At 39.5% G+C, this 14232-nt stretch carries 11 protein-coding genes and 1 pseudogene; 3 read left to right on the plus strand and 9 right to left on the minus strand.

Annotated elements, in window-relative coordinates:
* Window positions 1-246 precede the first annotated feature (246 nt).
* The 3 genes and pseudogenes from HMPREF9140_RS05890 to HMPREF9140_RS05900 all read left to right on the plus strand — a co-directional run bounded on the left by HMPREF9140_RS05890 (window position 247) and on the right by HMPREF9140_RS05900 (window position 2599).
* On the plus strand, window positions 247-1665 hold the full coding sequence (locus HMPREF9140_RS05890; RefSeq protein WP_006952552.1) for a leucine-rich repeat protein: 1419 nt from the start codon (window positions 247-249) through the stop codon (window positions 1663-1665).
* 12 nt (window positions 1666-1677) lie between these two features.
* Complete coding sequence (locus tag HMPREF9140_RS05895) at window positions 1678-1878, plus strand: hypothetical protein (RefSeq protein WP_006952553.1); 201 nt, start codon at window positions 1678-1680, stop codon at window positions 1876-1878.
* Window positions 1879-2166: 288 nt separating this feature from the next.
* A pseudogene (locus HMPREF9140_RS05900) lies at window positions 2167-2599 on the plus strand (HU family DNA-binding protein).
* Window positions 2600-2697: 98 nt separating this feature from the next.
* Here HMPREF9140_RS05900 and HMPREF9140_RS05905 read toward each other — a convergent pair.
* From HMPREF9140_RS05905 to HMPREF9140_RS05940, 9 genes are all read right to left on the minus strand, one after another.
* Window positions 2698-3123 carry a hypothetical protein gene (locus HMPREF9140_RS05905; RefSeq protein ID WP_006952555.1) on the minus strand — a complete coding sequence of 142 codons (426 nt, stop codon included), beginning with the start codon at window positions 3121-3123 and terminating at the stop codon, window positions 2698-2700.
* Window positions 3113-3310, minus strand: a complete 198-nt coding sequence (locus HMPREF9140_RS05910) for a hypothetical protein (RefSeq protein ID WP_006952560.1) — start codon at window positions 3308-3310, stop codon at window positions 3113-3115. The genes HMPREF9140_RS05905 and HMPREF9140_RS05910 overlap by 11 nt, the downstream gene beginning before the upstream one ends.
* Before the next feature lie 197 nt (window positions 3311-3507).
* A complete protein-coding gene (locus HMPREF9140_RS05915) occupies window positions 3508-4029 on the minus strand; it encodes a hypothetical protein (protein ID WP_018572136.1) in 522 nt (173 codons plus the stop codon).
* A gap of 21 nt (window positions 4030-4050) precedes the next feature.
* Window positions 4051-4494, minus strand: a complete 444-nt coding sequence (locus tag HMPREF9140_RS05920; RefSeq protein WP_006952563.1) for a hypothetical protein — start codon at window positions 4492-4494, stop codon at window positions 4051-4053.
* 4 nt (window positions 4495-4498) lie between these two features.
* Window positions 4499-4786, minus strand: a complete 288-nt coding sequence (locus HMPREF9140_RS05925; protein ID WP_006952564.1) for a helix-turn-helix domain-containing protein — start codon at window positions 4784-4786, stop codon at window positions 4499-4501.
* A gap of 8 nt (window positions 4787-4794) precedes the next feature.
* Window positions 4795-6258: an ATP-binding protein gene (locus tag HMPREF9140_RS05930; protein WP_006952565.1), complete on the minus strand. Its 1464-nt coding sequence runs from the start codon at window positions 6256-6258 to the stop codon at window positions 4795-4797.
* An 89-nt stretch (window positions 6259-6347) separates the two neighbouring features.
* Window positions 6348-7979: a PIN domain-containing protein gene (locus HMPREF9140_RS05935; protein ID WP_006952566.1), complete on the minus strand. Its 1632-nt coding sequence runs from the start codon at window positions 7977-7979 to the stop codon at window positions 6348-6350.
* 77 nt (window positions 7980-8056) lie between these two features.
* On the minus strand, window positions 8057-8620 hold the full coding sequence (locus HMPREF9140_RS10820) for a hypothetical protein (RefSeq protein WP_006952567.1): 564 nt from the start codon (window positions 8618-8620) through the stop codon (window positions 8057-8059).
* An 11-nt stretch (window positions 8621-8631) separates the two neighbouring features.
* The gene (locus HMPREF9140_RS05940) at window positions 8632-14214 is read right to left on the minus strand and encodes a S1 RNA-binding domain-containing protein (protein ID WP_006952568.1); all 5583 of its coding nucleotides are present in this window, start codon (window positions 14212-14214) and stop codon (window positions 8632-8634) included.
* Between the last annotated feature and the right edge of the window lie 18 nt (window positions 14215-14232).

Consider the following 14232-nt stretch of genomic DNA (forward strand, 5'->3'; position numbering starts at 1 on the left):
ACACACACACACACACACACACACACACACACACACACACACACATTCGCACCTAGCGTCTAACTACACATTTTTCACTTTCGCTTACGCGCGCGCGAAGCGTGCCGTAACCCCTATAGGCAAAGGGCTCCAAGGAGTTCCCTTTGTTCGCTTTTTCGTGCCCTTTTGCCAAGCCGCGCAAGAGGCAAATAACGATGATTTAATGAAAGATATTCAGGTTAAACATTTACGATAAATAAAGAGAACATGAAGAAGAAAATTACAATTATCCTACTGTTAGGCATCGTATTTCTGCCCATATCCGTTTTGGGGCAGGACGTAGACTTCACTTATACAGCCAATGGCGTTACTTGGAAATGTACAGGATCGGATGGAGGAACCTCATATGCCAGTGCAATAATCAATGGTGAAATAAAAGGAAGTGCTACGTTCACAGGAGAATTACACTTTCCGTCAATAGTGAGTGATGGAACCTATTCATATCCTGTGAGAGGGATAAAGGGAAAAGCTTTTGAAAATTATACTGGCGCAACAAAGCTAATACTTCCTGATAATCTGGGATATTTATGGGAGGGTGCTTTTCGCAATTGCACAGGATTAAAAGGCGAATTAAAAATCCCCAATCATGTTGAGCATATATACTTTGGTGATGAGTTCGAAAACTGTACCGGTATAGAATATATCACATGGGGCGAGGGTTTTGGCATGCACTATTCTAATCCTGTTTCCGGATGTACGAATGCGCGGTATATAGATTTCACCAAGGCAACTGTCGGCGTTACTAGTTACTATGGCGAATGGAATCGAAATATTCTTTTCTGCCCTTACAGTGGTTTGATGAATCACACCCTTGTATATCTTCAAGATGCGGCAGAAGAAACCAAGTTTAAAGCCGAGGAAGAAAACATCATTCACAAAGGCAAGTGCAAAGTATTTAAGGTGTACGATGCCTACAGCTACCGCATTCCCTACGCTTTCACGACCGAGACTGCCCAGTGCGACCGTGTATTTTCCAACACCAGCGGCAAGAGCGTGAGCACCCTCTTCTTGCCCTATCCTACCAACCTGCCCAACGGCATGCAAGCCTACGAGCTGGTGAAGAAAGACCTATCGTGGGGTACTTCTAAAGCATTCTACTTCCGCGCTTTGCCTACTGGAACCCGTCTTGAAGCCAACAAGCCCTACCTTGTGCGCATCACCGACGGAGCCACCCACACCCTGCCTGTGATGACAAACGTAGAAGTGCCCGTAAGTCCAGCCGGCTACACCACCGAAACCCTTGCCACCGACGATGGCGACTGGGCCTTCTGCGGCACCACCGAGCGCATCGACAACGCCGCCGCCACTGCCAAGAAAGCCTACTATCTAAGTGGCAACAAGTGGTATCCCGTGCAGAACGGCATAGCCAACGATTACATCGCCCCTTTCCGTTGCTTCGTCTACAGCAAGTCGGGCACGGCACCCGCCAAAGGCTTTACAATGGTGTTTGACAATGAGAGCGGTACAACCGACATCCGCCAATTGGAGAATGATACCGAAACCGACCTGAAGAGCAACACGCATCGCATCTACACGCTCGACGGTCGATACGTGGGCACCGACTACAATGCCCTGCCCGGCGGCGAAATGTATATCATCAACGGCAAGAAGTTTTATAAATTCTAAAGGAGGAAAGAAATGAAAAAGCAAACATACATCTCACCCCGCATCGAGGTGATTCATATCAACGACATCGACGCTGTGATGCAAACCATCTCTCTGCCCATATCTCCGGGCGGAGGCCCTGGCGGTGGCGGCGATGCCAAAGGCGGCTTCTTCGATGAAGAAGACGAAGAGAATGAACAAGGCATGGCGGGTTACTCGCCGTGGGAGGACTAAGGGATAGATATTAGAGGTATCGGAGGACTGCTATTGGGGGTCGTGAGGGAGCCTCGGTATCACTCCTTGAGGATGTTAAGTATCACTCCTCATGGACTCTAAGTTAAAGTCCTCTGGGAGTCTAAGTTAAAGTCCTCGACGAGTTTAAGTATCAGTCCTCCGGTAGCTTAAGTATCCGTCCAAAAGGAGTTTAAGTATGAGTGCAAAACATGCGCAGAAACAGAACACGTTAACGGGGCAAAGCCCAACGGCAGAGCCCCACATTATTCATTTAATACATAAGAAAACATGATTAGTTTTAAAGTAGTTGAGAGTATTCTCAGAGTAGGCCCGCGCAAGGGGCAGAAGGGGTATGGAGCGGTGCAGAAGGCTCCGATGAAGTTCTCGCAGGAGTGGCTCATCGACCGCATCGTGCGCGAAACGTCGTTGAGCGAGGGCGATGTGAGGAACGTGTTTATCACGCTGCGCAATATCGTGGTAGAGGTGGTGACGATGGGCGGTTCGCTCGACTTGGGCGACATCTTTTCGCTTCGCACTACCAATTCCCTCGCGGATGCTGGAGAAGGAGGAGGACGTGACGGTTGCCTCTGCGCTGAAACGCCCTCGCATCATCGTGACGTGGAAAGATGCTATCCGTAAGGCGCTCGGTAAAATCGAGGTGGAGGTAGATAATCCGAAACGGAAGGACTTGAATAAAAAGCCGAAAACGCCGAAGCCGTAGAAAGGTGAAGAATTGAAAAGGTGAAAGGGTGAAAAGATGCTAAGCCACACGGGCGGGCATGCTTTTCACCCTTTCAGTTATTTAAAGAGTAGATATACTTAGCTAAGCATTGACCAAATAGCAGGATTGGTTATGATGTTTGCAAGAATATTCGAAGCCACATTCTCACCAAATGATTTGATTTTATCAATGAGTTTAGGCTTAGCTTTTTCTAAGTCACCCTTAGCTTCTTCTACGACTTGCTTTATTTCCTTTAACTGACTTACAGAAAGTTGGTCTTCAAGTGCTTTTATGAGTATCTCGATGGATTGTTGTTGAGACTGCTGCTGCGATTGGGTATTAGTGTTGCTTATATTGTTACTTATGTTGATACTCTTTGCAGACTTACCTGTTTTTGTTGTCCCAACTACCTCCGGAAATTCTAAGAAAGCTTCAAGAATAGCCAACAACTGTTGCTGCTGCTGAGGATTTGGACCATAAATAGGAGCAGCTATAGTTCCAAACTCCTCTATATTACTTATCATCTGGAAAGTTTACATCTAAAAAACGTTTAACTTTAGCAAGCCATCTTGTATATTCCTTCCCATCTTCACCTTCATAATAATATCGTATTCTACGCGAAGTACTATTAACAGAAATCTTTAGTCGATCCTTTCTTACTTGCTGCTCCTTTATAAGAATACTCAATATCTTCCTTACTTCTTCTTTCATAAATTTCTAAGATGAGATAGCGAACAATAATCGCAGTAGTCCTTTTCGGACTGCTGCGATTAATATGAATATTATTCTTACTTGACCTCTTCGAATCTAAATACTATTGTGTATCAGATAGTTGCGAACGCACGTGAACGATAAGAAGAAGTATTGGAGGCAGGATTGCCAAACAAAAATAGAAATCGATAACTCAGCTATTGGTGAGTCTTGTCGAATACCTTTTCTTCCAACTTTGGTAGATGCTCTATGATGTTCTCGTCTATTTCAATTGTATATCTGCCCGTCGTATTTCGCAGTGTCTTCTGAATACTTGAAGGCTCAGTGTTGCTGAACCAGGCATAGAACAGGTTGAGCGCAAATAGGGCTGTGGTCTTTGGATCTATCCCGTATTGGTATGCTATATTCCAACAGAAGTTCTTCAGGTCAGCCTGCTTCAGGTCTTTCTTCTTGCCAATGGAGAGAACTTCCATTCGGGTAACGCCATTGAGTTCAACAAGAAGTTTGACAGCCTCCTCAATCTGGTACAGCTCTTCATCCGTAAAACCATGAGGCATGAGTGTATAACGAGTGTATTTGAGGATAGCTTCTTGCTTCTTGGCCTCGCGAGCAACCTTTGCTTCATTCATTTGCTTGCGGTCAATCTGCACTTGGTTGATGAACACCTCCAACTCGTCATGTGCCTTCTGGATGTCACGCTTCAACTGCAACTTTGCCAATGCCTCAGGAGTAACTGATACTTATTCTGAACTATGCGATTCTACATTGCAATCAGGCTTGGGAGCGTCAACCACAACTGGTGCCGCATTCTTTTGATTGTTGACAGTTGCGCTCTTCTCTTGCACCTTCTTCTGGATCAGGCCAAGGTTCTGAGCGATGTGTTCCTCCATCTCCTCTCGGTCTGCTATGCTGTTCCATTCTTTGCGATGAGACTTGAAGTAAGCATAGAGACCTTTCTTGATACCATAACAGACAAGTACAAACAGGGCGTAATAGCCTATGAATATAGGTATTGTGAGCATGAAGCACACTAACTCCTTTTCTGCATTATTACCCACAATACACTGAGCTGTCTTAAAAGCAGCGATGATGTAGGTGATGATGAGAATGCCAAGGAAACCCTTGTCAAAGTTTCGAGCCATCCCATCCTTCCGATGTGGTATAGGAAAAATGTCAATCTCCATACTTTTACAGTTCTTTGATTTGTTCTTGGGCAACTTCAATAGCTTGCGAACTGAGTTCTTGCTCGCCATCTACCGCATCAAGCACTTTGTCTGCCAACCAGAGGGTCAGCATTCCGTTCTCATCCTGATGGAAGTACTCTGCAAGTTTGATAACCTGCTCACGTTTGGCCCGCCTGTCACCACGTTCAATCTTACTGAACATAGGGGTATCTATCTCCAATAGTGCAGCCAACTGGCGTTGCAGTACGCCATTCTCATCTCTTAGTTCTCTAATCTTTTTTCCGAATAACATATCTATGTCTATTTTTCTTTTGTGTCTATAATCTCCCAATAACCACCAAAGTCACCACCAATACGACGAATGGAACCTTCATCCTTCAATCGGTTAATATGCTTTTGAATAGTACTGGAGGCTACTCCAATAGCATCAGAAAGCATTTTTCTTGTTATTTTAGGATTCTCTTTTATCAGTCGAAGCACTTCTGCAATGGTTGTATCAATATCTGTCTGACCACCTGTCTGACCACCTGTCTGACCACCTGTCTGACCACTAAGTTCAGTAACGTCATCAGAACTAATATAAACACCTTCTACACCGTCAACATTAAACTTCGGCAGTGTAAGAACGAAGCAATCCCAAGGGGTAGAGAATGTGGGATCCATGCCTTCAGTGTAGCCATCATGCCCTTTGTAAGCAGAGACAATCTTTTTGAAACCAGAACCACGACGCTCCATATACTTCAGGCGGCTGAAGATGTCGGCAAGTACAGGATTGCGACGGCGAGATGCCATGTTCATCACGTCCATATCTTTGATAGAGCCTCCATCAAGGAGCCCGCCAGGAGAGAATATTTCAAGCCGGTCATCATACATGTCAATGTGTACCTCACTGCCCAACTCAAGATAATTGCGATGAATTAGCGCGTTTACCAATCCTTCTTCCACGGCACGTTCTGGGTACTCTGGATATTCAAGACGATTATCAGCGGTCTTGTGCCATGCTTTCTTAGAGTTACGACGCACAAAGTCAAGTCCTGATTGCAAGAGTGTAACCAAGCTGCCAGTATATTCCTCATCGTCCAAAGCATCCATCATGCCATTAGCCTTATCCAGGCCATTCCAACGTGTGCAGAACAGACGGGAATGACGCACCGGAGAGTAGTCAGCAAGCAGGGCACCAGCATTAGTCAGTTCGCCTTTCTCATTGACGATGCCAAAGGACTCATAGTCGCTATCTTCAAAAGAACGATTGGTACGTTTAAAATAAGTCGCGCGAAGTACGGTGAAGGCCATATCCTCAAATCTCCAACGAGACACAAGGCTGTCATACGACATGTTTGAACCCTTTAGTACAAGTTCTTTGTGTTTCGACATGCTTGCCACTACGCTTTCGTTGCCCACGCGAACGAACGCTTGCATTTGGCCATCACCAATATAGTAATAAGGAGTCTGTACTCCTGGTATGACATCCAATATCACAAACTCTTTCCCTTCCACCTGGGCAAACGAAAGATTAAAGTCTGGAATTGGATCAAGGTGTGTCTTGATGGCTTCGCTGATCTTCTCGGCATCGCCCTTTGCGTCTGCAAGTCCAACTAACGTGTCATCGTCGGCAATACCCCAAACAAGTTTACCGCCAATGCCATTGGCAAAGGCACTCACACTTTTGCACCAGCTCTTGGGTTTCTTCACCTCCAGAGCCTGTTTCTTGTCATATTCTGTAGCTTCGCCTATCAACCGGCGAATATCAAGATTTTTAATCATATTATTCTTGTTTCTTCTTTAATTCAATCCTGTAGGACTCGATCTTCTGTTTATTCAGCAGATCTTCTATATTTATTGCCAGTGTCATATTATCGTTTGAGAAATTCTTTAAGAGAGATAGTAGCAATTTTTAACCCTTTAGCTTTAACCTGTAATCCATTGTCAGAGGTGAGTAAAATAGGATTCTCATCTTTGAACTTAAGAGCTACAGAAAGAATATTATTATCTGGGGATTTCTTATTAAAGTCGTTAGGCAATAATGATAAATCAGATAGTTCCATGGATACGTTCGGACAATCTAAAGACTTATTGATATTGCGTAATGCTTTTTCCACATTACGTTTACCTTCACTATCAAGTGCAATCTTAAGTTTATCCAACTCATCAATTACTTTTGCCGATAACACAACAGAATATTTTGAATCTATCTTAGAAATGATATCCGGATAATTAACAAAGACATTTGTATCAATGATATATATATTCTTTTTACTATCAGAGCTGACAGATTTCTGTTTCGGTGTATCAAACTGCGATAAATCAATTTTTCCTTTTATCTTAAGATTGATATCCCCAGCTTCAATAGACTTTTCTGTATAATCACTATTTTGAGAAGGAACTGGAGTGAAATCACCCATAGATACTTTTTGTAAATATGTTGCTACAGTCCTGTCGCAGGTAGTGTTCAAAATAGATTTGTCAGAAACAATAATTGTCAGTTGTTTTGCTCGGCTAGTAGCTACATTAAATAGAGATTTCTCTAATGACATACTCATCATAGTATTGGGTATATAATATAGACATATATCACACGTCATACCCTGAACTCTTTCAACTGTATCTATAAGTACGTTGTTAAGCCCACCGAATCTACTCACAAAACAATTTTGTAACATTCTAACTGTTGCACGAAATTTCGATAGAACTGAAATATTGATTTTTGGATGACAACTTAGAATCTCAGCTATTATATCAATTGCATATGAACAACAAGAACGATCAGCCTTTTCCCCGATAGGCATTTCTGTAAGTATCAGAGAACAACCTCCATTCTGTGGGGCAAACGTTAACTTGTTGACATCAATCTGGTACTCAAAATCAGCAACGGACTTGATGGGGGTGTGGTAAAAGATGCTTGTTAATGATGCGGCGTTTGGTAATAAGCGATGTGACTCTGTGAGGATATATGACTTAAAGTCAAAGTTGTCACATAGAGTTTGAAAACCATTGGCCAACATTCCGTAATCATTCCTAACCAGAGTTTCCTCACTTAATAGGATAATTGGCTGCATCTGGTTTTGGTCACCAATCCAAATGATTCTTTTTCCTAGATTTTTGCAAGCGGCAATCATTCCAAATAATGCTTGGCTTGCTTCATCCATTATTACATAATCGAATGGTTGCTCTTCATAGCATATCTTTGCCCATCCACTTGCATTGTAGAAAGTTGATAGTGTTACACTTCCAGGCATACAAGTTATCTGTTTACTTTCTACTGGACATATGTTTTTGCAAGAAATGAGTTCGTCAGCAGATACGTTTGTTTTCTTTACTTTCTTCTGAATAAGAAACTCTTTTAGAGAATCTTTTTGAGCTAATTCAATCAAAGCACGATTTGTCAATGCTGTAACAAGAACACTCTTGTTCTCTGTTATTAGTCGCGCGACAATTGCAGCCATCAAGTGCGTTTTACCAGTACCTGGAGGTCCTTGAAAAACCAATTCGTTGTTTGAGTTGAGAGATGCAACAATTTTGTCAACCTGAGAACTATTAGAATTAATTCTCTCAGGATTCCATACTATATTTCTTTTGCAGAATAATCTGGTGAAGTATTGCTGATAACAGTTATTAGGTTCTGATAATATTCCATTGGTGGCTCTTGGGGCCCCAAAATGATAACACAACCTTCTAGTCGATTATCTATAAGATATTGGGACATCTCTAAGGAAATACCAGAAAATCCACACAACAGGAATCCGTTATCATCGGTTTTTCCTTGCCACACACAATGGACTTCAGAAAATTCTACTTGGTGTGAACGAAGTTTTCCCCATGTAGTGTCACCCCAATTTTTAGGAAGGCACATATCCTTCTCTAAGATAACGGCTGTAAAATATTCATTCTTTCGAGGAATTCCTTTGTCTTTTTTGAAGCGAAGCATTAATTGGCCAGAGCCCAAAACATTTCTGTCTGCTCCTATATCGTTCTTTTTCAAGTCAAGTTTTACATATTGAGTAACATACACGTCATTGCTTGCTAACAAAGATATGGCTTTTGTATTCAGCAATTTCAAGTATGATTCAGAAATTGCTGTTAACTCTTTGTTTAAGAAGCGCTTATGGTTTTCTCTTGTATAATACATAGCTATTCCAATTAAAAATTAAATATATCATCATCTGAAAAACCTAAATCAACGTACCCATCTTCCTTCTTCTCGTTTAAACCGAAAGACTGAATAGCATCTGACTGAGAGTATTTGGGATTTTCAATCACAAAGCAAGTATGTTTTGACCCCCTGAATTGATTAGAAAGATCAGCAATAAGCTTTGGACTTATAACATCTGTATCGAAAATGAGATTGACATCTGGATTATCCATAAAAATATCCTTGAATCTTAAGGAATGAATACATTTGTCAAATCCATAGTTAAGTAATAAGTTGTCAGGGTCTTCCATTATTTCTGTAAAGATCCAAGGGTGCAGATACAATTTTCGTCCACGAGAACTAGTTATTGCAACTGTAATAGGTTTACCTTTATATTTAATAACTCCTTCTACTATTTGACTACTATCTTCTGGATTCCATTCAGAGCAATCATAATCGTCCAAACAATCCAAATAATCTTTGGCCGCAAATCTAGCTTCAAGATTAATTTGTTTTCTGGTTTCTTGGTCAGTATTGTCTTTTTCAGTATACTTTCCGTGTCCTTCCACTTCGGGATCATCATAATTGTTTGAACTGTTATCTCTACGGGCTTCTTCAAGTAATCTTTCAAGTTCAGCAATGCGCTCATCCTTTTCTTGAACAATATCTGCCGAAACAAGAAATATCTTATTCCAGTCCTCTTTGGTGAAAGGACATCTTAACGTGGAATTGGAATAAACATCAGCTAAAGAAGAAGCAGGTTCTCTGTTTGCTGTTATATATATATATCTAGAGTTAGGGAAATACATATATTCGCCAGTGTAACCTTTAAATAAATAGATGTTATTATAAATACCTCTATATGGGAGTTCTCCTTCTATTATATATATCGATATTTTAGAATTCTGTTTCCAATCTAAATACAACTGATTTGACCATTCAGCTGCCTCACTGAAATCTTCTTCATTATATGAGCCAGTAAGTCGTAATGTTTTGTAGAGATTTGTCAGTATACTTACCTGATTTTCTGATTCTATTGGAAGCTGGAAAGAGTTCGCAACCCAATTAAAGAAGGATCTGATAATGTTAGTATCATTAAGATTCCATACATTCTCTAATTTGTCCTCCTTAAATGATTTTCGTCGTTGTATCTCTTTACTTTCGTTGTCATGCAATCCAAGTTGAATCAAAAATTGTTTCTTCTCTGGCGTATTTGCCCAACTTCCAATGAACGGAGGAACTTGTTCTATAGGTAAGGTAAATTCATTACTATCAAAATATGTTCCAATTAATCTAGTGAAAGGATATTGAACTCCTCCATTGGCAATAACAGGACTTAACATGTCTGCGATATCTAGTGACATACCCTTTTCAAGTATTTTAATGAAAAGATCCTGATTATTTGCACGAATGCATGATTTTAGCGTAATATCGAAATAATTGTAGCCATAACACCTTCTATACACAACAAGAAAACAGAATTGTTCTGCTGTGATTAGTTGAGTTGATGCACTCAGTTCCTTATACAACTGATTTCGGACATCGGTCGGATTAACTTCTCTTTGAGCAAAGATTTTTTCATATCCATCAATACTAGAAAATTTTGAACTTACATTGCTCAGTATGGAAGACGACGAATATGATGGTAGTATTTGGGAAAGCGAGAAAGTATATATATTTGCTCCTATTCTTATAGAGAAATCATCCTTTAGGTTATATTCAGACAAACTCTTACCATCAATTGTTACTATTGAGCGCGCATGACTAATAGCTGTATCGTTGGATAAAGCCATCCTCATCCATCTATATTCGAAAGATTCTTTGTTATACTCAGACGTGCTTAAGAGTGGCATGGCTTTTAAGCTCGATGCATATGCCGCCTGAGAATTCAGGTCAGATTGTTCGACAATGTGAAGTAGACTTGCCGTAGGTATATTACTTTTTGAAAACAGGGATGTTGTAAACCCTGGTCTCCAATATGACAGGAATGTTTTATGTATCTCTGAAATATCCGTGATATCTATCAAATCATCTATACATGGTTCGATAATACTAGAATAAATATCTGTCGATGCAACAAGATACTTAGTTATAAAATCATTACTCTCTTCTTGTTTTAGCATATGATCAAATAGCCAAACTGGGCAATTGGAATTATATGCAAACATTGAAGACAATGGACAGTAGCTGCCATTTTGATTCTTAAATATTTCCCATTTCTTAAGAGTTCCAGCTCCGATGTTTTCAAATTTTGAAACGTTGACAAACAATTGTAATCTCTCATTATATGTGAGTAGATCCAATGATTCTTCTTTTATCTTTTCAAAAATTGATTTCTCATCTTGACTATCAATAAACAATGATAAGGGATGATCTTCAATAGAATGATTAGAACATTTAAACCCAAGTTTTGATAATATTGGTTTGATTGTAGAAATTTTCTCCGTTGAAATCAAAAGTTTATCTTCTACATTAATCTCACTAATTGTTTTCCATTCTTCTCCAAACATAAATGTAGGAACGAGTGGAATTAGAGCCTGGGCCTTTTCTTCTTTTGCCAGCCATTCGTAGAAAGATGTACCTAATTCATCACTAGATTCAATTACCCATTTCTTAAGAATATCAAGATTATTCTCCAGTATAGAGATGATTGCCTCTGTGGTAATCTTTTCTATGCCAAAAATATCTTTAGACAATGAACTTGAATCAATGGACTCATGAGGTAAATGCTTTGTGGTGCCAATGAGTCTATAGAAAGAGGATGCACCGATTGCAGCAGATAGACCTGAAGCATCAAATATAATGTTATTTGGTCCTACGATTTCACTAATATCATTAAGGATAAATGGTATGCTTGTTAGAGCATCCTTATATCCACGGTTAAATGAATCTACCAAAGCAGCTGTATCCTGACTAGAGTAAGATAGTTCTTTCGTTGGCAGTAGATTAAGATAATTTGTATTGAGTTCAGAAGCATAGTTTGCGACCATGCTTACTATTTCCTTTCCTATTGAATAAAATAAGAAATAATTCCATGGATTGTCGCTCTGGATTCCTTCTCTGTCTGACTTGGGAATAAAATCAGCATTCAAATAAAAAGGGAATTTAAATCTATGCTCATTCATCGGAAGATAAGCATATAATGATAACTCATCTTTTCCAATAGGCATGACATGCCCCTCTTCATCAAGCCTGATGGCAAATGAGATAGAGGTTTCTGTAGCTGATGCAATACGGTCAGGAATACCAGCAACTTCTGTAAGCTCATTGCCGTCTTGATCAAGCTTGATAAAATAATTTTCGTTTTCTCCTCTATTGTTAATCCTTTCCTTTCTCCTGATTTGAATACCAGCTTTTCTGAATTCGTCGTCATTCACGAAAATATTGTCCGAAGAGAAAATACAGAAATCTTCAGATAGATGATCCTCATTGAAAGAATTTACTAGTGAAACTGTATTATTCTTTCTGTCTATGTTTTTTTGAATAGTCAAACATTTATCTTGATCTATTAATTGCACTCGATTAGTTTTCCTAAGGAATAACATAAATCTGGGCTCAGAAAACACCTCTTTAATTGCATCGTTATATTCAGAAAGAGTTTCTTCGTCCATTTTTAGGGCAATGGCAACATTCTCCTTTTGATTGAAAATGGAACCAGAGGGGTCAATTCTCAATGATTCATACCATATTGGTAATAATTGCCATGGAATATCTTTTACACCATTGAATTCTCTTTGATATTTGGCATATTTATGGAGAAATTCCTTTTGCTTCTCTACATCCTCCTCAATGTCGTTGACATGGAAGTAAAAGGCTTTGAAATCGTTATAGACTGGTAAACTCTTGTCGAATGAGAAATTGTAACCTGCACTTTTTATTAATACAGACTCAGAATTCGTAAATACCGACTTAAAACCAATACCTTTGTATCCTGTTTTCTTCTTATTTGCACTCTTAGTGCTTTTAGCTGCTGATGTAATTGATTCAAAATCATGTTTATTGAAAGCAAATCCGTCGTGGGTTAGTACGAAATAATTATCGCTCAGTTGTAACTTTACTTTAACGCCATTTTCAGGAGCAGCATCATCTGCATTTTGAAGAAGTTCAAAAAACATTCTTTTTTTGCTGGTATAGAGATTTTGGCCGACTTCTTCAAGCAAGTTGGCTACACTAGTGTTGGTATTAGGACTGGTATGTTGTTTAAAGGAAAGGGAAACAGACTCCTTATATGGGTTTTCAACTTCTTTGATTTTATTAGATAGCACACAGAACATATAAGGCGAGCCCTGCTCTAAACGGTATTCTTTGCTTGGCATGTCAATCTCAACCTCATAGTAATTGCCTGGAACAAAGAAGTTACGCAACCTGTTATCTACAACAACTATAAGACAATTTCCATTAATCGGGTCTAAGAGTAACTTACCATTGTTTTCTTCATTGGTTTCACCTGTGGACATTAAATCAGTGATAAAATATTTGGAATTAATCTCTATAACCTTACCAACAAATTGATTAGTAGTTAATCCCATTGTAGTCAACAGATCAGTAAGGCTAAGCTCATAGAGATTCTCGTCATATTTATCTTCGACAAAAAACTTTCTACTAAAGAGCAGTTCTCCGTTGTCTTCACCCATATATGCCACACGAATATGCTCTCCAGGAAACACTTCATCGCTAGCACGGACAACTTTATTAGGCGATAGCTCATCTCTATCTATATTGCTAAGTATACCTGTATTACCAATGTCTACAACAGCCATTTTGTTGTTAACGCTTTTTACTATAGCATCAACAATATCGCCTTTATTTAGTTGTGAACGCAGCCAATCAACTTTAGCTTTCTTTTCCTCGGCTTCGATGGGACGCATATCAAAAACAACTGCCCTTGATTTTTCATTGTATTTTAGATACACAAATTCAAGCTCCTCATCGATGGCTATTTCATTGTTTACCAACCTTGTTTTATAAGGTTCAACAAAACGTTTAGAAGGTACAACAACCCTTACCAATCCATCTGCTTCAACAACTGCAGATATAGAATTCTCGTTTTGTATAATACCTTTGAACAAACCTTTTATTCGCTCATTCTCATTATGCGTTCTTGCATAATAATCATGCAACGCCAATACACTCATAGATATTTTGTTACGATGCTTCTCAGCGTCGTAGTTGTTGTCTATTACAACACAAGTAATTTCTTCACCTTCTGTATACTCTATTTTGGGAAGTTCACTTATATGAACAAGCGCTGTGCTATCTCCTAAGTTTACTATAAGGCCAAAACTTTCAACGGACTTTATGGTAACCTTATAAATAGTACCTTTTTCTACTGTTCGTGGGTTAGGTAGAAGGTCTTTTCGACTAAGATTTAACTTTCCATCAGGTAATTCTCTGATGATTTTAACATCAAGATAGTCACCTACAGATAATTTAGAAAGAATAACAGACTGATTTGACCAAGCTATATCATGAAGCCTAATCAATCCGTCAACGCCATTGGGCATTCTTGCAAACGCTCCAAACTCTTGCTTGATGCTGGTAATTCTTACGCGAATAATATCGCCGACTATAGGATTATTATATGTTGTCATAAACAATATTCTCTTTTA

The sequence above is a fragment of the Prevotella micans F0438 genome (assembly GCF_000243035.1).
In the GTDB taxonomy this organism is placed as follows: domain Bacteria; phylum Bacteroidota; class Bacteroidia; order Bacteroidales; family Bacteroidaceae; genus Prevotella; species Prevotella micans.